Origin of the sequence: Pseudomonas sp. BTN1 (assembly GCF_001907715.1) — a bacterium.
GTDB lineage: Bacteria > Pseudomonadota > Gammaproteobacteria > Pseudomonadales > Pseudomonadaceae > Aquipseudomonas > Aquipseudomonas paracarnis.
This window is the reverse complement of record NZ_MPBM01000049.1, coordinates 1-24,648: the sequence shown is the minus strand read 5'-3', so window position 1 is coordinate 24,648 and position 24,648 is coordinate 1. Positions and strand designations below refer to the sequence as shown.

The 24,648-nt window shown below is 58.3% G+C and carries 31 protein-coding genes and 1 pseudogene; 26 read left to right on the top strand and 6 right to left on the bottom strand.

Annotated elements, in window-relative coordinates; translation table 11 throughout:
* Nucleotides 1-143 precede the first annotated feature (143 nt).
* The 3 genes and pseudogenes from BMH52_RS23475 to BMH52_RS23465 form a co-directional block, all read left to right on the top strand.
* Nucleotides 144-907 (top strand): annotated as a pseudogene (locus BMH52_RS23475) (terminase); the annotation flags it as partial.
* Nucleotides 904-2,322 carry a DUF4055 domain-containing protein gene (locus BMH52_RS23470; protein WP_073845230.1) on the top strand — a complete coding sequence of 473 codons (1,419 nt, stop codon included), beginning with the start codon at nt 904-906 and terminating at the stop codon, nt 2,320-2,322. The pseudogene BMH52_RS23475 and the gene BMH52_RS23470, both read left to right, overlap by 4 nt.
* On the top strand, nt 2,297-3,385 hold the full coding sequence (locus tag BMH52_RS23465) for a minor capsid protein (RefSeq protein ID WP_073845228.1): 1,089 nt from the start codon (nt 2,297-2,299) through the stop codon (nt 3,383-3,385). Before BMH52_RS23470 ends, BMH52_RS23465 begins: the two co-directional genes overlap by 26 nt.
* A gap of 17 nt (nt 3,386-3,402) precedes the next feature.
* Here the strand turns inward: BMH52_RS23465 and BMH52_RS23460 are convergent, their stop codons facing one another.
* Complete coding sequence (locus tag BMH52_RS23460; protein WP_060765016.1) at nt 3,403-3,975, bottom strand: hypothetical protein; 573 nt, start codon at nt 3,973-3,975, stop codon at nt 3,403-3,405.
* A 156-nt stretch (nt 3,976-4,131) separates the two neighbouring features.
* On the opposite strand from BMH52_RS23460, the gene BMH52_RS23455 reads away from it, so the two are divergent.
* Genes BMH52_RS23455 through BMH52_RS23440 form a run of 4 tightly spaced genes read left to right on the top strand, consistent with a single transcriptional unit; the run spans nt 4,132 to nt 7,034 of the window.
* Nucleotides 4,132-4,860 carry a hypothetical protein gene (locus BMH52_RS23455; protein WP_073845226.1) on the top strand — a complete coding sequence of 243 codons (729 nt, stop codon included), beginning with the start codon at nt 4,132-4,134 and terminating at the stop codon, nt 4,858-4,860.
* Nucleotides 4,861-4,872: 12 nt separating this feature from the next.
* The gene (locus BMH52_RS23450; protein ID WP_073845224.1) at nt 4,873-5,835 is read left to right on the top strand and encodes a major capsid protein; all 963 of its coding nucleotides are present in this window, start codon (nt 4,873-4,875) and stop codon (nt 5,833-5,835) included.
* 25 nt (nt 5,836-5,860) lie between these two features.
* Complete coding sequence (locus BMH52_RS23445; protein ID WP_232103941.1) at nt 5,861-6,472, top strand: hypothetical protein; 612 nt, start codon at nt 5,861-5,863, stop codon at nt 6,470-6,472.
* Nucleotides 6,473-6,530: 58 nt separating this feature from the next.
* Entirely contained in the window at nt 6,531-7,034 is a 504-nt protein-coding gene (locus BMH52_RS23440) for a DnaT-like ssDNA-binding protein (RefSeq protein ID WP_073845222.1), read from the top strand.
* Here the strand turns inward: BMH52_RS23440 and BMH52_RS23435 are convergent.
* Nucleotides 7,031-7,333, bottom strand: a complete 303-nt coding sequence (locus tag BMH52_RS23435; RefSeq protein WP_073845220.1) for a hypothetical protein — start codon at nt 7,331-7,333, stop codon at nt 7,031-7,033. The genes BMH52_RS23440 and BMH52_RS23435 overlap by 4 nt on opposite strands.
* A gap of 31 nt (nt 7,334-7,364) precedes the next feature.
* On the opposite strand from BMH52_RS23435, the gene BMH52_RS23430 reads away from it, so the two are divergent.
* From BMH52_RS23430 to BMH52_RS29220, 12 genes are read left to right on the top strand one after another with little or no spacing between them, the layout of a single operon-like run.
* A complete protein-coding gene (locus tag BMH52_RS23430) occupies nt 7,365-7,733 on the top strand; it encodes a hypothetical protein (protein ID WP_073845218.1) in 369 nt (122 codons plus the stop codon).
* Entirely contained in the window at nt 7,730-8,326 is a 597-nt protein-coding gene (locus tag BMH52_RS23425; RefSeq protein ID WP_073845216.1) for a hypothetical protein, read from the top strand. The genes BMH52_RS23430 and BMH52_RS23425 overlap by 4 nt, the downstream gene beginning before the upstream one ends.
* Nucleotides 8,323-8,751 (top strand): phage tail terminator-like protein, encoded by a 429-nt coding sequence (locus tag BMH52_RS23420; protein WP_073845214.1) that lies wholly within the window; start codon nt 8,323-8,325, stop codon nt 8,749-8,751. The genes BMH52_RS23425 and BMH52_RS23420 overlap by 4 nt, the downstream gene beginning before the upstream one ends.
* Nucleotides 8,752-8,790: 39 nt before the next feature.
* Entirely contained in the window at nt 8,791-8,961 is a 171-nt protein-coding gene (locus tag BMH52_RS29740; RefSeq protein WP_256575819.1) for a hypothetical protein, read from the top strand.
* Nucleotides 8,922-9,449, top strand: coding sequence for a phage tail protein (locus tag BMH52_RS23415; RefSeq protein ID WP_256575818.1), 528 nt, complete (start codon nt 8,922-8,924; stop codon nt 9,447-9,449). The genes BMH52_RS29740 and BMH52_RS23415 overlap by 40 nt, the downstream gene beginning before the upstream one ends.
* Nucleotides 9,450-9,458: 9 nt before the next feature.
* Entirely contained in the window at nt 9,459-9,839 is a 381-nt protein-coding gene (locus tag BMH52_RS23410; protein ID WP_059398265.1) for a phage tail assembly chaperone, read from the top strand.
* Between the two features lie 17 nt (nt 9,840-9,856).
* Nucleotides 9,857-10,162: a DUF1799 domain-containing protein gene (locus BMH52_RS23405; protein WP_073845212.1), complete on the top strand. Its 306-nt coding sequence runs from the start codon at nt 9,857-9,859 to the stop codon at nt 10,160-10,162.
* A 27-nt stretch (nt 10,163-10,189) separates the two neighbouring features.
* Entirely contained in the window at nt 10,190-13,264 is a 3,075-nt protein-coding gene (locus BMH52_RS23400) for a phage tail tape measure protein (RefSeq protein ID WP_073845210.1), read from the top strand.
* Nucleotides 13,264-13,602, top strand: coding sequence for a phage tail protein (locus BMH52_RS23395; RefSeq protein WP_060765028.1), 339 nt, complete (start codon nt 13,264-13,266; stop codon nt 13,600-13,602). The genes BMH52_RS23400 and BMH52_RS23395 overlap by 1 nt, the downstream gene beginning before the upstream one ends.
* 9 nt (nt 13,603-13,611) lie before the next feature.
* A complete protein-coding gene (locus BMH52_RS23390; protein ID WP_073845208.1) occupies nt 13,612-14,364 on the top strand; it encodes a phage minor tail protein L in 753 nt (250 codons plus the stop codon).
* Between the two features lie 2 nt (nt 14,365-14,366).
* Nucleotides 14,367-15,131, top strand: coding sequence for a C40 family peptidase (locus tag BMH52_RS23385; protein WP_073845206.1), 765 nt, complete (start codon nt 14,367-14,369; stop codon nt 15,129-15,131).
* Nucleotides 15,132-15,156: 25 nt separating this feature from the next.
* Nucleotides 15,157-15,318: a hypothetical protein gene (locus BMH52_RS29220; RefSeq protein ID WP_158068762.1), complete on the top strand. Its 162-nt coding sequence runs from the start codon at nt 15,157-15,159 to the stop codon at nt 15,316-15,318.
* Here BMH52_RS29220 and BMH52_RS23380 read toward each other — a convergent pair.
* The 3 genes from BMH52_RS23380 to BMH52_RS29020 all read right to left on the bottom strand — a co-directional run bounded on the left by BMH52_RS23380 (nt 15,315) and on the right by BMH52_RS29020 (nt 16,510).
* Nucleotides 15,315-15,500, bottom strand: coding sequence for a hypothetical protein (locus BMH52_RS23380; RefSeq protein ID WP_073845204.1), 186 nt, complete (start codon nt 15,498-15,500; stop codon nt 15,315-15,317). The two genes, BMH52_RS29220 and BMH52_RS23380, sit on opposite strands and share 4 nt — an antisense overlap.
* Nucleotides 15,501-15,583: 83 nt before the next feature.
* Complete coding sequence (locus BMH52_RS23375; protein ID WP_073845202.1) at nt 15,584-15,895, bottom strand: hypothetical protein; 312 nt, start codon at nt 15,893-15,895, stop codon at nt 15,584-15,586.
* Nucleotides 15,896-15,994: 99 nt separating this feature from the next.
* Nucleotides 15,995-16,510 (bottom strand): hypothetical protein, encoded by a 516-nt coding sequence (locus tag BMH52_RS29020; protein ID WP_143192548.1) that lies wholly within the window; start codon nt 16,508-16,510, stop codon nt 15,995-15,997.
* 107 nt (nt 16,511-16,617) lie between these two features.
* On the opposite strand from BMH52_RS29020, the gene BMH52_RS23370 reads away from it, so the two are divergent.
* Both BMH52_RS23370 and BMH52_RS23365 read left to right on the top strand, forming a co-directional pair.
* The gene (locus tag BMH52_RS23370; protein WP_073845200.1) at nt 16,618-16,953 is read left to right on the top strand and encodes a lipoprotein; all 336 of its coding nucleotides are present in this window, start codon (nt 16,618-16,620) and stop codon (nt 16,951-16,953) included.
* Between the two features lie 62 nt (nt 16,954-17,015).
* Complete coding sequence (locus BMH52_RS23365; protein ID WP_073845198.1) at nt 17,016-17,627, top strand: tail assembly protein; 612 nt, start codon at nt 17,016-17,018, stop codon at nt 17,625-17,627.
* 48 nt (nt 17,628-17,675) lie between these two features.
* Here the strand turns inward: BMH52_RS23365 and BMH52_RS23360 are convergent, their stop codons facing one another.
* Complete coding sequence (locus BMH52_RS23360; protein WP_073845196.1) at nt 17,676-18,017, bottom strand: YceK/YidQ family lipoprotein; 342 nt, start codon at nt 18,015-18,017, stop codon at nt 17,676-17,678.
* A 75-nt stretch (nt 18,018-18,092) separates the two neighbouring features.
* Between BMH52_RS23360 and BMH52_RS23355 the strand changes: the two genes are divergently transcribed.
* The 5 genes from BMH52_RS23355 to BMH52_RS23330 form a co-directional block, all read left to right on the top strand.
* Nucleotides 18,093-21,917 carry a DUF1983 domain-containing protein gene (locus BMH52_RS23355; RefSeq protein WP_073845194.1) on the top strand — a complete coding sequence of 1,275 codons (3,825 nt, stop codon included), beginning with the start codon at nt 18,093-18,095 and terminating at the stop codon, nt 21,915-21,917.
* A gap of 325 nt (nt 21,918-22,242) precedes the next feature.
* Nucleotides 22,243-22,899, top strand: a complete 657-nt coding sequence (locus tag BMH52_RS23345; protein ID WP_073845190.1) for a hypothetical protein — start codon at nt 22,243-22,245, stop codon at nt 22,897-22,899.
* 10 nt (nt 22,900-22,909) lie between these two features.
* Nucleotides 22,910-23,809, top strand: a complete 900-nt coding sequence (locus tag BMH52_RS23340; RefSeq protein ID WP_143192547.1) for a hypothetical protein — start codon at nt 22,910-22,912, stop codon at nt 23,807-23,809.
* Nucleotides 23,810-23,851: 42 nt separating this feature from the next.
* Nucleotides 23,852-24,277 carry a cell wall hydrolase gene (locus BMH52_RS23335; RefSeq protein ID WP_073845187.1) on the top strand — a complete coding sequence of 142 codons (426 nt, stop codon included), beginning with the start codon at nt 23,852-23,854 and terminating at the stop codon, nt 24,275-24,277.
* Nucleotides 24,277-24,648: lysis system i-spanin subunit Rz (locus BMH52_RS23330; protein ID WP_073845185.1), on the top strand; the 372-nt coding region annotated here is incomplete at its 3' end. The genes BMH52_RS23335 and BMH52_RS23330, both read left to right, overlap by 1 nt.

The following is a 24,648-nucleotide window of genomic DNA, read 5'->3' as shown; positions in this document are numbered from 1 at the left end:
TGCCTTGGTGTGTGCTGTCTGCCCGGTGTAGTCAGACTGTGGTGTGATGCATGAGTGTATGTTGCGCCATCTAGACGCGTGAGTGAGTCACTTGGCTCGTGCTGCATCTCGTGCAGTGATCACGCCAGAAGATGTCTTGACTAGAGCTGTACGTGCTGGTGCAGGCCAGCACGTTCGATAGCGCTATGAACTTGGCGTGTTGAGTGCATTGTCTGTCTGTGTTTGGTTGTATTTTCCGCAGCTGATCGTGGGGTACCTCAAAGGCCAGTTCGTCAACCTGACGTCCGGCACGATATACACGGCCTACGACCGCAAGCTCAACGGATGCTTCGACACCGTGCAGCCCGGCGAGCCTCTGTTCATCGGGATGGACTTCAACGTTGGCAAGATGGCGGCGATTACCCACGTCAAGCGCGACCAGGGGTTGCCCAGGGCGGTGGATGAGCTTATCGACGGCTACGACACGCCCGACATGATCCGCCGCATCAAAGAGCGCTACTGGCAGCACGACGGCAACGACTTCAAGAAGACATGCGAGATCAGGATCTACCCGGATGCCTCTGGCGATTCGCGCAAGTCTGTGAACGCAAGCATCACCGACCTTGCCATGCTCAAGCAGGCCGGGTTCGCGGTCATCGCTCCAGCGGCAAACCCGCCGGTGAAGGACCGAATCAACGCAATGAACGCCGTCTTCTGCAATGCGCAGGGCGAGCGCCGCTACCTGGTCAACCCGTTCACCTGTCCGACCTATGCCGATGGCCTAGAGCAGCAGGTGTGGGGCGCAAACGGGGAGCCAGACAAAACCGCCGGCATCGATCACGCGAACGACGCCGGCGGCTACTTCATCCACCGCGAGTACCCGATCATCAAACCGGTCACCGCTATCAAAATGGGATACGCCCGATGAGCAACGACGTCTCCTTTAAGCGGGCGGAATACACGGCAGTGCTGGACCGCTGGGCAACCGTCCGCGATGTCTGCGCCGGTCAGCACCGGGTTGTCGATCGACTCCCGTACATCAACGCGCACGACAAGTCTCCGGAGAACGAAGACCGGAACCGGGCTTATCGAGAGCGGGCAGTGTTCAAGAACGCCACCGGGCACACCCGTAACGGGCTGCTGGGCCTGGCCTTCCACAAAGACCCGACGCTGACGGTCCCCAAGAAACTTGAATACCTGCAGGACAATGCCAACGGATCCGGGGTGAGCATTTACCAGCACTCACAGGGCGCGCTTGAGAAGGTGCTTGAAGCTGGCCGCCACGGTCTTTACGTCGACTATCACCAAGACGACGGCATCGGCGGGCATTCGGTGATCTTGTCCTACTGCGCTGAAGACATCATCAACTGGCGCACGGGCATGGTGAACGGCCATAGCGTGCTGACGCTGGTGGTGCTGCGCGAATCTCCGGAGATTCCTGACGGATTTGGCTACAAGACGGCTGAGCAGTACCGGGAGCTTGCGCTGGAGGACGACGGCTTTGTGTGCCGGGTCTGGCGTCGATCCGGTCCGAAAGGCGGAGGACCGCTGGCGGTCATCGAAGAGTTCAAGCCCGAAGGCGTAACCGGTCGCCTCAAGGAGATACCGTTCACCTTCGTCGGTGCGCAGAACAATGACCCGAGCATTGATGAGTCACCGCTCTACGACATCGCCATGATCAACCTGGGCCATTTCCGGAACAGTGCTGACTATGAGGACAGTGTGTTCTGGTGCGGGCAGGCTCAGCCGTCGATCACAGGCCTGGACGAGCACTGGCGCGACTGGATGGAGAAGCATGGCATCTACGTCGGTTCAAGGGCGCCGATGCTTCTGCCGGTGGGTAGCCGCTTCGAATACTCGCAACCGCTGCCGAACACTCTGGTCAGGGAGGCAATGAACGACAAGAACCAGATGATGATCGAGCTGGGCGCCCGGATGGTGGTTGCGTCACTTGCTACCAAGACCGCTACGGAGTCCCGCGGCGATCAGTCGGCTTCGACTTCGGTGCTGGCTGGCTGCGTGGCCAACGTCAGCGAGGCCTACACCCGGGCAATCATGTGGTGCTGCGCCTACATGGGCGTTGCCGACAAGAAGGTAGCCTACCAGGTCAATCAAGAGTTCGTGGAACTGACGGCCGATCCGCAGATGATCACGGCGTTGGTTGGTTTGTGGCAGAACGGCGGGTTCGCGAAGGCGGATCTTCGGGCGTATCTGCGCAAGCTGGGGCTGATCGCGCCAGAGCGCACCGACCAACAGATCGACGGCGAGCTAAAAGAGCAGGGCGATGGCCTGGGCCTGGACGACGAGGACAGAGTAGATGGCAGCGAACCAAGCAATCCTTGACGCAACCATCCGGCACGCTGTCTTTCTCGAAAAGCTCAAGGCTGGGGAGGTGGGCAAGTTCGCCCCCTTCCTCAAGGAGATTGATCGCTCGATCCGTGACCGGCTCACTCAGTCGGACCTGACCGAGTACAACGTCAAGCGCCTGGAGGCGTTGCTGAAGGAGGTGGATAGCCTGCTGCTGGGCATTTTCGACCGGTACAGCGCGCAGCTGAACCTCGACCTGGCGGACATCGCCAACTACGAGGCTGAGTTCGAGGCGACCAGCCTTGCAAGGTCGGCGCCGGTTGGCGTGTCGCTCGACGTCGTGGCACCGACGGCCGCTTCAATCCGTACCGCAGTGCTGACGAACCCGCTCAGTGTGCGCGGCACCGGTGGCGGAAAGCTGCTTAAGGCGTTCATTAAGGGCTGGACCAGTGCGGAGCGTGAGCGCGTTACGGGCACGATCCGGCAGGGCTTCTTTGAAGGGCAGACGAACTTCCAGATTATCCGCAACATTCGCGGCACCAAAGCAGCAGGGTACAAAGACGGCATCCTGGCCACCACCAACCGCAATGCCAGCACGGTGGTGCACACCGCTATTCAGCATGTGTCGTCCCAGGCTCGTATGGAGGTGGCAAAGGCCAACACGGATATCGTCGAAGAAATCCAGATGGTGGCGACGCTGGACAGCAAGACAAGCCAGCAATGCCGCTCGATGGATAAGCGCAAGTTTCCGGTGGATTCCGGGCCGAGGCCTCCATTCCACCCGAATTGCCGTACGACCTTCATCCTGCTGACCAAGCTCAGTGCCATGTTCGCCAAGGGCGCTACCCGTGCCTCAGTAGGCGCCAATGGCGGCCAGCAGGTCAGTGCCGATCTGGATTACTACCACTGGCTACAGCAGCAGCCCGCTTCATTTCAGGACGTCGCCATTGGTCCAGTCCGGGCCAAGTTATTTCGTGAGGGTGGCTTGACCGTGGAGCGTTTCGCCGAGCTGCAGCTTGATCGCAACTTTGCGCCGCTGACCCTGGTGCAGATGAAGAGTCTGGAACCGCTGGCTTTTGAGTTGGCAGGCGTTCTTTAACCTGCCGGACCGGCTTACTAACGTCTTGAACTGACAACTGTGAATGGATCACCGAACGGATCCTTTCCTTGAAGCACGATTCGTTGTCGCTCCTGAGAAAGGATCTTGTACTCATCTGAGCTCCCAGGAACATATTGCTTATTGATATCCGGAAGTGAATAGCCGCTCAGCTTCTCTAGGAGTGCTATCGGCATTTCTAGCTCCCCACTTTTAAAGCTCGATGGTTCGAAGTGCATGCCTGTCAGTGTAAAGGTCAGAAGATCACTGTCGGCCGACCAAGTGCCTGATCCATTTGCGAGCACTACAGATGACGCCGGCTTATCGAGAGTGCTGACTGAGAACTTGAGGGTGCCATTCACGTTGTATCGGCCGTTACGGAAATATTCAGTGACGCCGTTGAAGGCGACAGTCCCACCCGGGACTGGGTGTTGGTAGTTGCTTTCCCAGCGCCCGAGGAAGCCCGGATTGTGCTCTGGGCCTGAATCATGAACCGCTGCGTAAATTGTCGCGATGCTGGCGACGAGAGTGATGATTCCTCCGAATTTGACATAGCCCTTACGAGTGAATTGCTTGATCGTTTCTCGTTTCATTTTCTCAGTACTACTCCATTAGTAATTTTGCGGTTGCCGCAATTCTACCCAGATCGACACGTCTCGGTAGGGCCATTCGCCATTTTCTAGCCCCGCATTCGTGGGGCTCTTTTATGCCTGCAAAGCGGGCAAAACATACCCAAGGGGTGCATCACCGTGGCAGACGAAAACGAAATCGACCTGGAAAACCCGGCAATCAAGGCCGCTATCGCGACTGCCGTTGAAGCATCCGTTTCCGGATTGAAAACCAAGAACTCGGAGCTGCTGGGTAAGCTGAAGGAAACCTCCGGCAAGCTGACTCAGTTCGAAACCCAGTTTGAAGGCATCGACATCGACGCCGTCAAAGGTCTGCTCAGTCGGGCGGGCCAGGACGAAGAAACCAAGCTGCTGACCGAGGGCAAGGTGGACGAGGTATTCAATAAGCGCACCGAGCGCCTGCGTGGCGAGCACGACAAGCAACTGAAGACGCTCGCTGGTCGCGCTGAGAAGGCTGAAGCCTTCGCCGCCAAGTTCCAGGGCAAAGTCCTGGGCGACTCGGTGCGCGGTGCAGCACTGAAAGCCGGCGCATTGCCGGAAGCAACCGACGACATCATCTTGCGCGCCAAAGGCGTGTTCTCACTGAACGAAGAGGGCGAAGCGGTCGCTGTTGACGAGAATGGCCAGACCATCCTCGGTAAAGACGGCAAGACCCCTCTGACTCCGCTCGAATGGGCCGAGTCTTTGCGCGAAAGCGCACCCCACCTGTGGCCAAGGGCTTCAGGGACACATGCCCCGGGCGGGGGCGGCGGCCAGGCTGCATCCAAGCGCTCCGAAATGACCTCCGAGCAAAAGCGCGATTTCCAGCGCAAGCACGGCCAAACCGCATATCTCGCATTGCCCAAGTAAGGGGAAAGACCCATGGCTACAACTGTCAACAGCGACCTGATCATCTACAACGATGAGGCGCAAACTGCTTACCTGGAGCGCATCCAGGATAACCTGGACGTGTTCAACGCCTCGTCCAACGGTGCGATCGTCCTCGACAACGAACTGATCCAAGGCGACTTTCGCAAGCGTGCTTTCTACAAGCTCGGCGGCGGTCTGGAACACCGCGATGTCAATTCCGACGGCAAGGTCACCGCGAAAAAAATCGGCGCCGGCGAAGCTGTAGGCGTCAAGGCTCCGTGGAAATACGGCCCGTACCAGACCACCGAAGAGGCGTTCAAGCGTCGCGGTCGTGCAGTAGATGAGTTCTCCCAGATCATCGGCGCCGACGTAGCTGATGCGACTATCGAGGGCTTCATCGAGTACGCCACCGGCGCTCTCAAGGCTGCCATCGGCTCAAACGCCGCAATGGTGGTGTCGGCCAACATCGAAACCGACGGAAAGAAGACCTTGACCCGCGGTATGCGCAAATTCGGCGACAAGTTCGGCCGTATTGCGCTGTGGGTCATGCACTCTTCGGCCTACTTCGACATCGTTGATGAAGCGATTGCGAACAAGGTTTACGAAGAAGCTGGCGTAGTGATCTACGGCGGCCTGCCTGGCACCCTTGGCAAGCCGGTACTGGTGACCGACAAGGCGCCGGTGGATGCGATCTTCGGCCTGCTGCCGAACGCCGTGGTCATCACCGAGTCCCAGGCCCCGGGCTTCCGTTCGTACGACGTGAACGACGAGGAAAACCTGGCTATCGGTTACCGCGCAGAGGGCACCGTCAACATCGACGTGCTGGGTTACAGCTGGAAGGAGTCCACCGGTGGCACCAACCCAACCTTGGCTGCCGTCGGCTCTGCTGCGAACTGGGTCAAGCACTCGGACAGCAACAAGGTTACGGCCGGCGTAATGATCAACCTCACCGCCACCCCACCGGTTGGCGGCTGATAACCGCCCCAGGAAGCGGCCAGCAATGGCCGCTACGGAGATTTCGATGGAACTCGTTTATACAAACCAGCTTGATGGCTTTGAGCCGGGCAAGCGCTACCGCGTCCCAGGGCTATTCCGTAGCGTTGAGCGCGATGCGACCGCAGTGACCGTGGTAGGTGACTATCCCGAGATCGTCAAGGCGTACGAAGATGCCGGTGTCGATGTTGAGGTTGTCGAGTTGCCGGCGCCTGTTGCTGTCGGCACACAGGCGATCGCATCTGTTGAACTGTCCAAGCTGCTTGCCGATCTGCAAGGCGAGAGTGACGCCATGGTTCTGCTGGTCGACGGCCTGGAAGCTGGCGAAATCCACCGTCCAGAGGCTGGTGCACTGGCATTGCGCTTGTTTGAAGTGCTGGGCACCATCCACACTTCAGTTGGAGAGCTGACCACTGAGCGTGACGGCCTGGCCCTGACTGTCGACACACTGCGCGAAGAGATCGAGGCACTGAAGAAAGCCTCGATCACGCCACTGCCTGATGAAGTTGGCGAAATCGCTGCGCTGAAAGCAACGCTCGACGAAGCCAGGGTCCAGTATCGGGCCAACGCCTCGAAAGAATCCCTGGAAAAGCTCGTCGCTGAGCTGGCCAAGACCTGATAATGCTGGCTACCGGTTGCGCGGTAGCCAATCTCAAACCATTCCAGCGAGTTGACGCATGACACTCATCATTGAGGACGGCACCGGCAAGCCTGACGCCGAAAGCTACGCAAGCGCTGAAGACCTTGGCCGGTATGCCGTGAAATTCGGTACGGTCATCCCTGCAGGCGTCCCGGAGCAGGAAGCGTTGCTGCGCCGGGCCGCCTTGGCGATGGATGGCATGACCTGGAAAGGGCGTAAGACCAGCAGCGAGCAGGCCTTGTCCTGGCCTCGCCGGGAAGTGCTGCTGGATCAGGAGATCAAGCCGAACAACTATCTGCCGGCGCGCATTCAGTACGGGCAGATGGCTCTGGCCGCCGAGATCCATCAGGACGACATCGACCCGGTGGAGAAGCGCAAAGGTGCGGTTCTGCTTGACCGCGTTGAAGGGGCGGTAACGCGGCAGTATGCGGCGATCCCATCCACCAGCAACCGACTTTTGCCGGCGGCGCCTGATCGGCCGAGCGCTACGCAGTTTGCTGATTATCTAACCAAGCGGGGCCTTTTTGCAGTTAGAGCCTAAAGCCCCATGTCGTCACTAAGTTTCTCTCCGGTATACCAAGACAAGGCACGACCTCCGTCCTTAAAGCAGAGTGCCTGCGTAACAGACTCCAGCTTCTCCAGATTTACGTTAGGATTTCTGTCCCTTGGGAAGCAATCGTCCATGATTTGAGCGGCGAGGCCGGCGATTACAGGATGCTGCTCGGAAAGCGCTTTAGCTAGCGCATGGGCGGCTGTAACTTTTTTGGCATTAACAGTGCCGCAGCCGCTTTGCACGGCCTGCTTAAGCTTGTGAGCGGCATCTAACAGTTCGGTATGCATCTTTCTAATTTCAATTCTAGGCAGGTGGATCATGGCATTTTATGACGAAATGGCCGTGATGGCTCTGGAGATGATCACAGAGTTCGGCCAGCCCGTGACTATCAGCAAGAGCGAGCCGGGCGAGTACGATCCGAAGACGGGCGGCGAAGCACCAGGCGCAACCATCGAGCAAGCCGCCCAAGGCATCCTGCTCGAATTCACTGGCCAAGAATTCCAGAACAACAGCCTCATCCGGCAGGGCGACAAGAAGCTCAAGATCGCCGCGCAGGGATTGGCGTGGGTGCCGGGCCTGCTCGACAAAGTGGTCGCTCAAGGATGCACCTGGTCAATCGTGCCCCCGCTGAAAGAGGTCAACCCGGCCGGTACGCCGATCCTATATGAGTTGCAGGTGCGGTCATGAGCCGGGCAGGCGCCGGACAATCAGGCAGCTTCGCCCTGAGCCTGGCCGAGTTCGCCGCTCAGACCGGTGAAGCCATCGATGCCAGCGTGCGTGAAATCATCATCGAGGTCGGCAGCAGCCTGATACGGATGTCTCCCGTGGGTAACCCGGAGCTCTGGGCGCAGAACGCCGTGGCGACCCAGTACAACAAGGCCGTTGACGATCACAACAGCGCGTTGCGCAGCGACCCGGCCAACCTCACGAAGGGCGGCAGGCTCAAGAAGGGCCGCAAGCTCAACGACGGCATGGACATAAAGGCGCCTGAAGGCTATGTCGGTGGTCGTTTCCGTGCGAACTGGCACATCTCGCTCGGCGTGGTCGAAAACGTCACCTTCGACGAGGTAGACCCCAGCGGTGCCGAGACAGTCGCTGCTCTGGTCGCGGCAATGAGTGACTTCACCGCCGGCCAAATGGCCTACATCATCAACAACTTGCCCTATGCCATCCCGCTGGAGTTCGGCCATTCCACCCAGGCCCCCGGCGGCATGGTCCGGGTAACCGTGGCGCGCTTTCAGCAGATCGTGCTGGAGGCCATCAGGAACAATCAGGTATGAGTCACGCACGCGCCCGTCAGGCCATCGAAACGAAGCTGGCCGCATGGGCGGCTGCGCGCCCGATACGAGTGGCCTACGCAAACCAGCCTTTTACACCAAGTGCCTCGGAAACGTACCTGCGAGCCTACCAGCTGCCGGCCAGCACCATCTGCCGATACCTAGAAGGGGATGCATACGAGTACGCCGGCGTTTACCAGGTCAGCATCGTTTGCCCTTCGGCCCAGGCCATGGCCACTGCTGAGACGCTTATTGATCAACTGACGCAGCTGTTTCGTGTCGACACGCCGCTGACCCGCAATGGGTTCGAAGGCTTGATCACCGAGCCGTTAGATCAGGGGCCAACCATCACAGAGTCGGCGACCTACACGGTCCCGGCCAGCTTCACCTATCTGGGTGTCGCAGACCAACCGCCCGCTGGGGCATAACCTACCGCCGTCAGGCGGGCACTCAAGAGGAAATACACCATGGCCGCACGCTTCCCGCTGCCGAACGGCGCTGTGCTGGAGATCGCCAGCGTCTTGGGATCTGCTGTACCGTTCACCGCCTTGACCAATGCGAAACCGCCAGTGCTGCGTCCGTTGGGCACAGCATTGAAATGGGCGATGTCTTGCTGCTCAACTCTGGATGGGCGCTGATTAATGATCGCGCTGTAAAAGCATCTGGGGTTACTGCCGATGCCTTTTCCTTGGCTGGCCTCAACACCACCAACACCGACAAGTACACCGTCGGCGCAGGTGGCGGCTCAGTGATTCCTGTGTCCGGCTGGACGCAAATCTCGAAGGTCACATCGTTCACATCCTCCGGCGGCGAGCAGCAGTATCAAACTGTCGGCTACCTGGAAGATGACGACGACAAGCAGTTTCCAACGAACCGTAACCCCACCACCATCACCATCGTGGTGGAGGACCAGCCAACGGCCCAGTACGTCGAAACCGTCGAGGGCTACGATGACACCAAGGAACTGGCAGTTGTCCGCATGAAACTCCGTAACGGCGACCAGATCCTCTACCCGGGTTACGTGAGTATCACTCCTGACCCGACTATGGAACGCAACAACGTCATGACGCGGACCATCAGCATTGGTCTTTCGGCCCGCTCGCTTCGCTACCTGGCCGGGGCATAAGGAGTTCTCATGGCAAAGATCAGAATCGCCCAGAACCCTACATTTAAGGCATTTGTGTTGATTCCAATTGTTGGCGAGGAGCCCGAGAAAATCGAGTTCACCTTCAAATATCGGGATCGCCCAGGTCTTGCCGCGCTGTTCGACGATTGGAGCGCAAAGGGAAAGGAGATGCGCGAGAGCTTCGGTGAGGCGACCACACTGTCCGATGTCGTCGCGGCCGAGACCGAGCTTCAGGTGCAGCAGATCAAGGATCTAGTTGTTGGTTGGGGTTTCGATGACAAGTTCGACGACAAAAGCATCAACGCCCTTGTTAAGTCCTGTTACGGCACCGCCGAAGCGGTTGTTAACGCTTATCAGGGCGCGTTCAGTCAGGCTCGCCTGGGAAACTGAAGGCGGCAGCCAGCGCGATGTACGCAAGCGGCCAATCTGCTGAGCAGTTGGCTGCTCTCGGGCTGACGGCTGCCGACCTCGATGAGGAAGAGGTCGAAGTCTGGCCCTGCAACTGGCCGTCCTTCCTCTTGTTCAACCGCATGTCTACTCAGTGGCGAGCAGGCTCCAGCGGCGTTATCGGTCTCGACTACAGCAGCATCCGCGACGTAGCCGGGTTCCTCGGCATCAAGAAAAAGAAACTCGCTGAAATCTTCCCTGACCTTCAAGTCCTGGAAGGCGAAGCCCTGCGCGTTATGGCGGAGGAAAGGGAAAACAGCCCGTAACCACGGGCATTTATTCAAGGTGAGTCGATGAACATTGCAGAACTCGGCGTCAAGATCGACTCGGCCGATGCGATTCAGGCCAAAACCAGCCTGGATGAAATGGCGAAGGCCGGCGGCCGGGCCGAGCAGTCCGCCGTTTCGCTGATGAACGAAATGCAGGCGCTGGAAAAGTCGCTGTCCACCAGCGCCAAAACCACCCAGGACCTGGCAAAGCAGCGTGACGCGCTTGCCAAGCTGACCAAGACCGGCGCCTACGGTGAGGCCGAGGCGGCGAAGATCTCGGCTCAGCTCGATAAGCAGCAGATCGCCCTGGCCAAGTCTGCGATGGATGAGCAGAAGGCGTTGAACAGCCTGCTGGGGGCGATTGACCCGGCTCGCGCGGCACTCGCCAAGCTCGATACCCAGGTAGAGCAACTGGGTAAGCACCTTGACGAGGGTCGGATCAGCCAGGATCAGTACAACTCTGCTCTGGGTAAAATTGACAAGGATTACGCCAAGCTCGAAAAAACCACCACTGGTTTCGACAAGCTGAAGCTAGGCACGCGTCAGGCACAGGAAAATGTCGTTCAACTCGGGAACGCCCTGTCTACTGGTGATTGGGGTAGTGGTGCACGGGCCATAGCTCAGATTGGAGTGGGGGCGGGCGCCTCTATGGGCAGTATGTTGGCCCTGGCTGCGCCTATCGGGCTGGTGGCTGCCGCCATTGGTGGCCTAGCTGTTGCGTACTACAAGGGTAGCGAGGAGCAGGATCGCTATAACAAGTCGTTGATCCTAACCGGCAATTACGCAGGAGCAACATCCTCATCGCTAGGAGGCATGGCGCGCCAGGTCAGCGACACCATTGGCACTACCGGGGCGGCAGCGGCGGTTTTGGCACAACTTGCGGGCTCCGGTAGGATCGTGAGCAGTAGTTTCGAACATATTGCAGTTGCTGCTTTGTCGTTTGAGAAGGCCACCGGCAAAGCGGCATCAGAAACCGTCGATGAGTTCGCCAGGCTGGCAGATGACCCGGTGAAGGCTGTCGTTGCGCTCAATGACAAGTACAACTTTCTCACTGCTGCCGTGTACACCCAGATTCGGGCGTTGCAAGAACAAGGCGACACCCTCGGCGCCCAGCAGTTGGCGGAGAGCTCATACGCCGACGCTTTGATTCTGCGTGCCGATACCATCACCAGCAACTTGGGCACAGTAGAAAGCGCGTGGAACTCCGTTAAGGGCGCAGCCAAGGGCGCCTGGGACGCAATACTTGATATCGGGCGCGAAGAGACATTCGATCAAAAGTTCGACAAGCTTGCAGATCGCCTAAATACGCTGCGCAATGCCCAATCGAATCCGATGATTCTGGGCGACAACCCCGACATGATGATGCTCAGTCGCGGCGAGTCAGGCGCCCAGGGCGACATCACCGCCCTGCTGCAGAAGGAGGTGGATGACCAGACAAAAGCGCGCCGGGAAATGTTCCAGGCTCAGGATATGCAGGAGGGCACTAAGGCCTATGAAGCCCTGCAAAATAATCTAGACGCCACAGCATCAAAGTCCACGAAGCTGACGAAGGCGCTTGAGGAAAACCAAAGGCGTATCGCTGCTGCGCGACGGGCAGGCTACGCATTCACCGCTGCGGATGAAGCGGCTCTAGAAAAACAGACTCGTGACAAGTTCAAGGAGTCGAAAACAGGCGGATCTTCGCCGGTCAACCTTACCAGCTTCAACAACGCCAAAAACGACCTGGCGGCGATCACTGACACCTACAAAAATTACCAGAAGGAACTGGAGGCGGCGCAGAAGGCTGGCCTGCTGTCTGAGGAAGACTATCTGGTTCGACGCCAAGCGCTAATCGGCAACGAACGCGACCAGGTGACGGCGGCTTACGAGGCCGAAATTGCGGCACTGGAAGCCGCCAAGGGCAAGAAGACAACCTCGGCCGCGCAAAGCATCCAGCTGGACCAGAAGATCGCTGACGCGCGCGCAGGTATGGTCAAGGCGCAGAAGGATGCCGACAGCCAGCTTGAAGTGCTGGCGATCAATGAGAGCGGGCGGCTTGCCAAGCAGGAGCGGGCGATCAGCTCGTACGTGCAGGCACTGGGGCAACAACAGCGGGCCCTGGAACTCGCCGGCCAGCGTGCGGTGCTCGGCGTTGGCCAGGGTGACCGGCAGAACGCACTGAGTGGGCAGTTGAACAGCCAGCAAGACAGGTTTGCTCAACAGTCGCTGGAACTGGAAAACCAGCGATCCGACCCGTCGCGGAACATGTCGGAGGAAGAGTTCAAGCGTAAGTCGCAGGCGCTCGCAGACGCGAACAAGGCCGCCACTGACCAGATCCGGCAGAACTATGCGGATGTGGAGGCAGCGCAGGGCGACTGGACGAAGGGCGCGACATCGGCCTGGGCCAACTACCTAGATTCGGCGCAGAACGTGGCAGGGCAGACCAAAAGCCTGTTCGGCAACGCGTTCAGTTCGATGGAGGACTCAATCGTCAACTTCGCCATGACCGGGAAGATGTCGTTCGCTGACTTCACCAAGTCGATTCTGGCGGATATGGCGAGGATTGCTACTCGGCAGGCAGCATCGGGCCTCCTTGGTTCCTTGGTGGGAATGGGTATTTCTGCGGCGGGATCGTACTTTGGCGGCGGGGCTACCACGTCAGCTGGCTCTACAGCGGCAGGGTACAGCCATGATGTACTGGCGGGGTGGTCCGGCGTGACCCAGGCCAATGGCGGCGCCTGGTCGGGCGGCGTACAGATGTTCGCCGATGGCGGCGCCTTCACCAACTCCATCGTTAGCAAGCCCACGGCGTTCGGCATGGCCAACGGCAAAACCGGCGTAATGGGTGAGGCTGGTGAAGAGGCAATCATGCCCCTAACCCGGACATCAAGCGGCAAGCTGGGCGTTATGGCTATGGGCGGCGGTGGATCTGGGGGCACGCAGATCAACGTCGAGGTGCACATCGATGGCGACGGCAACGCCTCGTCGAGTGCAGACGCACCTGGCTACGACTTGTTCGGCAAGGAACTGGCGACCTTTGTAGAGCAGAAGTATCAAGAGCTGCGCTCGAAGGACATGCGCCAGGGCGGCGTCATCAACAAAGCAATCAAGGGGCGCTGATGGCTATCGAACGATTCACCTGGGCGACGGAGAAGGGCGCGGAGGGCGATATTGCCCAGCGCGTCCGCTCCAAGAAATTCGGCGACGGTTACGAGCAGTCGGTCGAGGATGGGATCAACAACCGGACGCAATCCTGGCCGGTGACCTTCACTGGCTTGAAGCCGCGTATCAAAGACATCATGGCGTTCTTGGATCGGCACAAAGGGGCGCGGGGTTTCCTATGGGAGCCGCCCCTGGGTGATCTTGGACTCTACAAGTGCAACGGCTACAAGCCAGTGCACCGCGGCGGCCAGGTCTACGCCATCACCGCCACCTTCGAACAAACCTTTCATCCCTGAGACCTACCCATGGCACTGATCACGGACATCCAGAAGCTGGAGCCCGGCGGCGAAATTCGCCTGTTCGAAATTGACGGGACCGAGTACGGAGCCGATTACCTCCGCTTTCACGGTCACGCTATCCCACATACGCCGGAGGAACTGCTGGCGTATGAAGGCTCGGAAGCGGATCTGCCGGCCAAGTCGATTTGGTGGCAGGGTGCCGAGTACGCGGCCTGGCCGGTTCAGATCGAGGGGATTTCTTCCAGTAGTGACGGCACCGCCTCTCGCCCGACGTTCGCCGCCGGCAACATCAATGGCCGCGTGACTGCCCTGTGCCTGGCATTCGAGGACCTGCTGAAGTTTAAGCTGACGGTTCGAGAAACCCTGGCCCAATACTTGGATGCGGTGAACTTTCCAGAAGGTAACCCAACTGCAGATCCGACTCAGGAGGCGCTGGAGATCTGGTACATCGATCAGAAAACCAGCGAAGACGGTGAGGCGGTGGTCTGGGAACTGTCCTCCCCGGGCGAGATCGATAACCACGGTTTGCCAGGCAGGCAAATGACAACGTTCTGCCACTGGGCCATGACCAACGGTTACCGAGGGCCGGACTGCGGCTATACCGGGGCAGCCATGTTCGACGACGAAGACAATCCCACAGATGACCCGGCACTTGACCAGTGCAAGGGCTGCCTGTCGTCCTGCAAGTTGCGCTTTGGCGAGAACAACGAGCTCAGTTTTGGTGGATTCCCCGCCGTCAGCTTGATCGCCAGGAGTTGAGCATGCGCAAGCACATCATCGCAGCCATCCAGGCGCACGCTGCCACCGAGTACCCGAAAGAATGCTGCGGCCTGCTACTGGTAGTCGGGCGCGCACAGAAGTACTTCCCGTGCCGGAACATCGCCACGGAGCCGAACGAAGAGTTCAGGCTTGATCCAGAGGACTACGCTGCTGCGGAAGACCTGGGCGAGGTGATCGGCATCGTCCACTCCCACCCGGACGCCACCAGCCGGCCGTCACCGCATGACTTGGCCATGTGCGAGGCCACGGCGCTACCCTGGCATATTCTGAGTTGGCCCGAGGGCGACCTGCGAACGATTACGCCCACGGGTAGCACGCCGCTGCTCAAGCGTCCGTTTGTGCACGGCGCCTGGGACTGCTGGCAAGTCTGCGCAGATTGGTACTTTCGCGAGTGGGGGCTTGAGTTCGAAGCGTTTCAGCGCGTCGATGGCTGGTGGGAGAGTGCGGAGAACGCCAGCCTGTACGAGGCGAACTACGAGGCCGCCGGATTTGTGCGCGTCGACCGACTGCAGCGTGGTGACATGATCGTTATGCAGGTTGGCCGGACAGCTCACCCGAACCACGCTGGTATCTACCTGGGTGCCGATCCTGCGCTACCTGGCGAAGAGTCAGGCGCCTTTGGCCCCGGCCCGTTCCTGCTGCACCACTTGTACGGCAGGCCGTCGGAAATTATTGTCTTCGGCGGCCCCTGGCATGACCGGACTCGCCTGATTCTCAGGCACAAAGACGCAAAAGAACCTACATGACGCGGCATGGCCGAAGGAGACCGAGATGAGCAGTAACTACGAAAAACTTGCGGAAGAAGTACAAGGCCTAAAGCGCCAAATTGAAGAGTTGAACACTCGACTCAATGAAGAGTCGAGCCAAAGGGTTGTAGCTGATGAGGCGCTGCTGCAGAAGTTTTTTGAGCAGCAGCCCCATTCACTGCGTTAGCAGGAATGCTCGTCAGCAGCGACTGCTTTTGCCAGCTTCTCGATTTCTGAAAGTGTCAGTTCGGAAATAGGGCTCGTAGGCTTCACCCATACTTGCGTTTTCGATCCGGTTTGCTTGTTTTCAAGTGAAACGAGCAACCTCCCATCAGCACCGATAGTAGCGCCTGTTATTTGAAATGCCATGTCAACCTCCTAGTTCACAACCGCGCCGATATTGGCACAACCCCAGTCCTTGGGCTTGCGGGCGAAGGACTGGGTAATCCCTACTATTTATTCGGCCTGATATCTCTCTCAAGATCCCACAGGTCCGCGACGTCGGAAAGGTCCGCATCATCAGACTGCCTTATGCTATCAATCAGATCGCGTAAGCCCTGATGGTCAATATCTGCTGGAGGTTCATCATCACCGGGGTGTGCTGCAGGGATGAGAGTATCCCGAACATACTCTGCGGGTAATTTGGTGCCATGAAGCTCCTGATCAATCACCTCTCGCGCTGAGTGAGCACTATCAGGATTGCGAGGAAGATCTTCCGTTGCTTGTTTGATTTTATCTGCGCGGCGCTTGTTTATTTCGATCATTTGCTCAAGTCCTCCTTGATTCGAGTGAGGCATAACGCTACTACGCCAAGCTATGGCCCAGTTACTGGCATTCCATCCACACTGGATGCCTGGCCAGGTTCAGGCCCACGCGACGAGCTTTCCGACTCTGACTGGCAGCTGCATTAGCACCTCCAGCAATGGGAGCTTTCTATCTCCTGTTTCGGGGTTGTGATTGGATATCTCGGCATACCAATAATTTCGTCGGTTCTGGATGCTGGTATCAACATCAGAGGCATAATCAAGCCAATTCATATCAAGCGTGCAAAATGACGATGCAAAAACCTCATAGATTGGTACCCGTTCCGGTCTTGGCAGGATCGTGTCCACAAACCGTTTTGCATCTTCAATTGAAAGCGCCCCGAACATTGATTGAAATCGAGAGCAGCGATGCTCGCTGAAAACCGGCAATGATCTTGTTTGTTCCAACAGAAACTCTCGCTGCTCCGCGTCGGTCAAACTGTCAAATGGCTTGGTGCAGATGGCATCCCAGTAGATAGAGCCAAACCTTGAAAGCCCTCGGCTATCAAGTTCGATCGTCTGGCCCTCAGTCAACCCTTGCCAGCGGTCTGCATGGTAAAAGCGATGTATTCCCAACCTCCAATTCTCCCCAGATGATGCATTGATTGAGTGGCATCGTAGCAGGTGCTCTTGAATTCAGTGATCCAATGATACAGTCGCAACTTTGAGAGCGAGGGAACGACATGCGGATTTTGATAGCGGCGGTAGCGGTGGCGATGCTGGCGGGGTGCTCGACATCTGGAGTGCAGCAGGGGGCTCCTTCGTTTTCCGCGCAGTCGCAGAAGACACCACAGCAGTATGCTCGCTGCCTTGGTCCTAAATGGCAGGAATTCAACCCGTCAACTGGCTCCATAGAAACGGAGAGTGGCTACAAGCTTTCCGCATCGACAGCTTTCACCGGTGTTGTCGCGCTCGCAGTTGTAGATAAGTCTTCAAGTGGTTCGCTGGTAAAGGTATTTCTCCCAATGGACTGGGCTGGAACGGCTGGCTGGAAGGATGCCGCCAAAGCTTGCATATAAATATTTTATCGCGAAATTAAATGCCGCCCACGAGGCGGCTTTTTTACACTTGGAGAAAAGTAATGGCCGCACTCGCTATCGAATATCAACCAATGACTACGATCTTGCTGTATGGGCAGCTCCGGCAATTCGGACGCTCTTTTCGGCTTTCAGTGCGGACTCCGGCAGAGGCGATCAAGGCGCTTTGCGTACAAATCCCTGGCTTTGAGCGTTTTATCTCCAACGCAAAGTCGAGAGGGTTGGAGTTCGCTGTCTTTCGGGGAAAAAATAATCTTGAAGAAAAAGAACTTTGCTACGAAGGTACTGGAGATATTCGTATCGCTCCCGTGATCACGGGCAGCAAACGGGCCGGACTGCTTCAAACCATTGTCGGTGCAGTGATGATCGTTGCTGGTGTAGTGGTGAGCGGCATGTCATTTGGCCTTGCCTCACCTGTAGGCGCCGCTCTGATCGCTGGCGGCATCGGGATGGTCGCTGGAGGCGTAATCCAGATGCTTAGCCCTCAGGCCGGTGGCTTGAAGACCAGCGCGGCTCCAGAGAATACCCCTGGCTACGCCTTCGGTAGCGCCAAGAACACCACGGCATCGGGTAATCCGGTACCGCTGTGCTACGGCAAGCGCCGGGTGGGCGGGGCGATCATTAGCGCTGCCATCTACGCCGAGGACCAGATGTAGCAATGACCGGAGCAAGCTACTGGTCACCGGAAGTTAGAGCGTGTGCAACTATTCGAATCGCGCCTTTTCTATGTCTCCGTGCTTGCTCTGTAGATAAATTGTGTAGGGCAAAATGAGGGTGTCTGCAATTCCAGACAGTCCCATATCTAGCAAAATTAATGACGCAGATGGGTGTCCGTCAAAGCCGGTGCTCTTACGTGGCGCTGCATCGAGTGTGCAGTAATCAAAAACGGCACCGCTATAGATTCTAGGTACCGAATCGCAGCTCGAACTCCAACGAGCCAGCTTATTGCTCGCGACGGTGTCGTCTCGGAAAGTAGTGTTGACGGTCCCACAGCCTGTAGCTGATATCGCCGCTACCAGCATCAAAGCGTTTTTGAGCTTCATCATATTGGCTCCTTGCCAGAAAAATTTGAGGTTAACCGAAGCCGCGATATCGCGGTTTTTTATTGCCTGGAGAAAAGCATGGGCGCAGCACGCAAGTTCGACATCCACGGCGCCAAGGGCGGCGAAGAGAAACCAAAAACGCCGACAGAAGCCCCGGACAGTCTGCGCTCGGTTGCCGTTGCCAAAATGCTGATCGCCGTGGGCGAGGGTGAATTCGAAGGCACTCCGACCGCCAGGGACATCTACCTCGACAACACTCCGCTGCAAGACCCCCAGGGCAATATGAACTTCCCAAATGTGAAGTGGGAGTGGCGCACCGGGGCCGTGGACCAGACTTATATCCAGGGAATCCCATCGGTCGAGAACGAGACCACCATCAGCACCGAACTACGGAGCGGCACCCCATGGGTTAGGGCGATCAACAACACTCAGCTTTCCGCTGTGCGCGTACGCTTCGCGTGGCCGGCGCTCCAGTCTGTGGATGCCGGGGGCAACATCAACGGGTACCGAATTGAATACAAGGTTGAGCTGGCCACTGATGGGGGCGCCTATCAGCCGGTGCTGAGCGAGGCTGTCGATGGCAAGACCACCAGCGTGTACGAGCGCACTCGCCGTATCGATTTACCCAAAGCCACGACCGGCTGGTTGATGCGAATCACCCGCATCACACCAAACCAGAACAACAACAAAATTTCGGACACCATGCAGATTGCCGGATTTACCGAGGTGATCGACGCGAAGATCCGCTACCCAAACACGGCGCTGCTCTACATAGAGTTCTCCGCCGAGCAGTTCCGCAGCATCCCGGCCGTGACGGTCGAGACCAAGCTGAAAAAAATGCAGGTGCCGAGCAACTACGACCCTGTGTCGCGCTCGTACAGTGGCGTTTGGGACGGCACCTTCAAGCAGGCCTGGACCGACAACCCTGTCTGGATGACCTACGACATAACCACCGCCGACCGTTTCGGCCTGGGCCGTCGCATTAAGCCGTGGATGGTGGACAAGTGGGAGCTGTACCGGATCTCGCAATACTGCGACCAGCTGGTGCCGGACGGGAAGGGTGGCCAGGAGCCGCGCTTCATCTGCAGCTTGAATCTGCAAAGCAAAGCAGACGCCTGGTCACTTCTGCGTGACATCTCGGCGATCTACCGAGGCATGACCTATTGGGCCCAGGGCCAGGTGTTCACTCTCTCGGATATGCCGCGGGCAACGGACTTCGACTTCGCCTATACCCGGGCCAACGTCCTCGACGGCAAGTTCACCTACTCGAGCGCGTCTGAGCGCACACGTTACACCCGGGCGCTGGTCAGCTACGACAACCCGCTGAACAACTACGACACCGACGTCACCGCAGTGACTGACCAGAAGCTGCAGCGGCGCTACGGCGATAACCCGCTAGAGATCAGCGCTATCGGCTGCACCCGCGAATCGGAGGCCCAGCGCCGCGGTAAGTGGGCGCTGCTGACCAACTCCAAGGACCGGGCCGTAACGTTCAAGGTCGGGTTGGATGGCCGTATCCCGCTGCCTGGCTACGTGATCCCAATTGCTGACGAACTGCTTGCGGGCCGAGCTATCGGCGGACGTATCTCGGCGGTAAATGGCAAGGTCATCAAGCTGGACCGCGACACCCAGGCCAAGCCCGGCGACCGGCTGATCCTCAACCTGCCAGACGGCAAGTGCGAGGGGCGCACCGTGCAAATGGTCAGCGGCCGACAAGTCACCGTTACCGTGGCTTATTCCGTTGTGCCTGAGCCAGAACTCGTGTGGGCGCTGGATGCTGATGACCTGGCCGTCCCGCTTTACCGGGTGGTCAGCGTGGCCAGGCCAGAGCCTGGCGTGTTCGAAATCTCGGCCGTTCAGTACGACCCGAGCAAGTTCGCGCACATCGATACCGGCGCTCGCCTGGAAGAGCGCCCCATTAGCGTTATACCAATCACCGTGGTACCGCCGCCGGCCAGCGTCACGCTGACGTCGAGCTACGCGGTGAACCAGGGCATCGCGATCAGCACCATGAACATCTCGTGGCCTGCCGTAACTGGTGCCGTCGCTTATGACGTGGAGTGGCGTAAGGACAACGGCAACTGGATCAAGGTGCAGCGTACTGGCTCAACGAGCGTCGACGTCACTGGCATTTACTCGGGCGCCTACCTGGCCCGGGTGCGTGCAGTGAGCGCATTCGAGATCTCGTCGATCTGGAAAAGCTCCGGCCTGACCAATCTTGAAGGCAAGACGGGCCTGCCGCCGGCTGTGTCGTTCCTGACCACCACCAGCGAGCTGTTCGGCATCGGCATCAAGTGGGGCTTTCCTGCTGGCGCCGAGGACACCCAGCGCACCGAGCTTTGGTACGGTCCGGCGAACAACCTGCAGGCCGCGACGAAGCTGGCCGACCTGGCATACCCGCAGGCCGACTACCGTATGCAGTCTCTGCTGGCGGGCGCGACATTTTTCTTCTGGGCGCGCCTGGTGGACCGTACCGGCAATATTGGTCCGTTCTATCCAGTGGTGAATGGGGTGATGGGCCAGGCCAGCTCGGATGCTGGGCCGGTCCTTGAGCAGATCAAGGGGCAGATCGACGAGACGTCCCTGGGGCAACTGCTCAACGAACGCATCAACCTTATCGACGGCAACGGCCCTGGCTCGGTCAATGGGCGCATCGAAGCGGCCAAGGATGAGCTGGAAGGGCTGATTGACCAGATCGTCGACGCGCTTGAGTACGACCCTGCGAAGGCGTACGCGCTTAACGATATCGTGCGCATGGGGCAGCACCTGTATCAGGCTAATGGCCCGGTACCGGCGAACAATCCGCCGCCGAACGCTACCTACTGGACCGACATCGGCACGGTAACGCAGACGGTGAATGCCCTGGTAACGCAGGTTCAGCAGAACTCGGCGACGATCAACCAACACGGCCAGGACATCACCGCCCAAGCGCAACAGCTCAATGCGGTGAAGGTGACGGTCAACGACCCAGTCACCGGCGTTAACGCCACGGCCAGCGGGTTAAGCACCCTCAAGGCCACGGTAACCACGCTCGACGGCAAGGTCACAACCACGGCGCAGCGGGTCGACGGCATCTACTTGCAGGTCAATCCACCGCTTCAGGGTGATGGCACTGCGCTGATCGGCTCTGACGAAAGCCACGTTGGCGTTTGGTCCGTTCAGTCCGCCCTGATCGAGGGAGACCTGGTGCAGGGGCAGCGAACCGACACAGTGGAAGTGAAGGTTGCCACAAACGCCGCTGCGGTTGTCTCCGAGCAAACCGCGCGTATCAACGCCGATGGAGCTCTCTCTACACGGATTGATACCGTCACGGCACAGACAGCAAGCAATGCCGCAGCAGTCCAGGGGGAAATCACTGCGAGGACGAATGCTGATCAGGCGCTTGGCCAGCGTATCGACACGGTTCAAACGACGGTTGGCGGCAATACTCTCGCAATCCAGACCAACGCCACGGCCATTCAAACGGTCGACGGCAAAGTCACGGCGAACTGGTCGGTGCGGATGCAGTACGAAACCGCCACCGGACTCTACAAGTACGCCGGTATCGGGCTTGGCCTGGAAAACGGTCCAGGCGGGCTGCAGTCGCAGTTCATCATCGACGCGGACAGGTTCGCCATCGGCCAGGCCGGATCGGTTCCGTTCGCAGTCCAGGGCGGGCAGACCTTCATCAAGTCAGCGTTCATCCAGGACGGCACAATCACAAACGCCAAGATCGGTAACTACATCCAGTCGAACAACTATGACCCAGGCAAGACAGGCTGGAAGCTGTTCTTCGACGGGACTTTTGAAATCAATAGCTCACTGGGAACTGGGCAGGCTCGCCAAGTAATAAACAATGCTGGCGGCAAGATATTCGATGCCGGCGGAATTAAGCGCTATCAGTGGGGAGATCTTAACGCATGAGTTTCGGCGCGAGGGTGTGGGGTCCTACTGGAGTACTGGAGCTTGATGAGACCTCATTTACCGTGGGGGTCACGTATTCGGCCTTGGTGCCAAAGAGTGCCGGTAGATACGTTGATATCTCGGTTCCTGGCGTCGAGCCGACAAAGTATTCGGCGGTTTGCGTACCCATTGCGCCTTATGACACAGGTGGGCAGTTCTATAGCGCGATTGGATTTATTCCAGAAATATTAAATGGCGTTGTCCGGGTTTGGTTCGGTAATAGGCAAAGCGCGAGTGGGCCGCTGGGAACATCAACTCAAAGGTTACTTGTGATGAGGTACAGGTAATGTCTTATGGAATGATGTTTAAGAACGGGTCGGATGTTGTAGTCATCGACTCTGAATTCTCAAGGCTGTCAACGCTGGATAAAGGAACTTGGAGCGGTACAGGATCGGGCGTCGTGGTGAACTTTGCAAAACCCATCACGACAGATGAGCCTCCACTGGTATTTGTTCGGCCTGATCAGTCCAATTGGTTCTGCTTCTGTTTGGTGCGCGGCTCAGCTGGGGCCTGGACCGGTTTCTCCTTTGTGGGGGTTGTTGGTCAGGCTACATCCGGAAAGTGGTTTGCAGCCGCGTTCAAGTCCGAGCCGGCCGCCAGTTTCGGGTTCAGATTGTGGGATGCGAACGGAAAGCTTCTCTTTGATAACGGAACTCCTTGTGCTCAGTTCACCAGAACCATCACAAGCTGGACTTACCTGGGGTCAGTGTCCACTGGGCAGGGGCAGTCACGCCTCTCATGGACGGCCCCATCTAGTTTGGCCGGCGGTGACTACATGCTGCTAAATAACATCGCCATGGATGTTGCTGGACTAACTTCTCGCCAAGGAAATATGTACGCGATATGGGAATACAACAATGACCGGCTTCTAATTCAGGCTGTTGGGGTAGACCTGTCAACCACTTTGTATAACCCCGTCGTATTTGCGAAACAAATTATTTAAGGAGTCGAGAATGGCACGGCAAGAAATAAATATAGGTGTAGCTCCAACAGGTGCTGGCGGCGACACGACTCGCAGTGGTGCGGTAAAGATAAACGCAATGACGCAAGAACTCTATGCTAGGACCAATTTATTGGGTTCGGCAGCCAATCTTGATGCATCGGCATTGGTCCTCAAAAACCCTTCTGGTGTTTCTACGCCGGTCGCACCTGGAGCTTCTGGCTATGATTCTCCTGGCAACGGGCAGGGCGGAGGGTTCTATCAAGTAGGAGAGGGGCCTTCATCCTCTGGAGTATCATACGCAGGGATGATCCGGATCCCCTACAACGCTACATACGAGGCGCAGCTCTATTTCCCGATGGGCTTTTCCAGCAATCGAATGCTTTTTCGCTGCGCTCTCGGAAATGCAGGGACATTTGGTGCTGCTCAAGAGGTGTATCACACCGGGAACACCACTCGCGGTTCGGGCGGCGCTTTGTCAGCAGCATCACCCATCGTTCGAATCGCAAACGTATCGCAAAGTGAGCGCCGAGACCTTCAAGAGCAATCGTTTGAGCCAGCCGGAGAATGGGGTGTGGCCAATGATGAGGCTAGGGGGATCACAGTAGAACGCATCAGTTTGGGCGAGTACAAACTGTCGGGTAGCCTTGGGCTGGCGCTTGAGGGGTGGCGCACCCATGATCCGAGCTCCCCTGACGGCGGTCGAATGCTGGGGCTCACTGAAAGCCACCAAGATGAGGATGGCACGGTCGTAGTGCGCCTGTTCAAGCAGCGATGGACGCTCACTGAGGACGGGGAGATGGTGCCGGGCCGGGGGGCGCCCATTGATGTGCCTCTGAATAGCTGGATCGATGTGCGACTTGAAATGCCCAGGGTAGACATGCAGCCGCCAACGACCACTGCCGAAAAATAACAGCCCGCCAATGAGCGGGCTTTTTAACGCCTGGAGAAAAGCATGACCACTACCGAAAAAGACCGAGATATCCTGGCGCGTACGCTGTGGGGCGAAGCCCGCGGCGAGGGGCTGACCGGCCAGATCGCGGTGGCCTGGACCATCCGCAACCGTGTGTTCGACGGCAAGGCCAAGTCGTGGTGGGGGGAGGGCTTCTCCGGTGTGTGCCTGAAGCCCTGGCAGTTCAGTTGCTGGAACCAGAACGACCCGAACTACGCCTACCTGAGCGGTGCCAAGCATATCCCGGCCGCGCAGTTTGCCCAGGCACAGCGTGCTGCTGACCAGGTGATCTCGGGCGCGGTACCGGATCCAACCGGCGGCGCCACGCACTACTACGCAACCACCATGCCGAAGCCCCCAGCCTGGGCATCGAAGGCCAAGCAGACACTGCGCCTGGGTCACCATGTCTTCTTCAAGGATGTACCGTGATGACGCCGGTACAGAAGCTGATCGGCCTGGGGCTGGCAATCCTGCTGGCGCTGGCCATCGGCTTTGGTGGCGCGTGGCAGGTTCAGGACTGGCGCCTGGGCGAAAGGCTGGCGGAGCAGGCCGGCCTTCACAAGGATGACCTGGCCTCGATCAGCCGTGCCGCTTCCGATAAAGCCCGCGTCGAGCAGAGCAAGCGCCTAGCACTGGAGCAGCAGCTCTACAGCCAGGACCAACAACACTCCAAGGAATTATCCGATGCCCAGCGCAACCAGGCTCGCCTGCGTGACCAGCTTGCTACTGCTGATGTCCGGCTGTCAGTCCTCATCGAGGATTCAGCCAGTGGCTGCAACGTGCCTACCACCCCCGGCGCC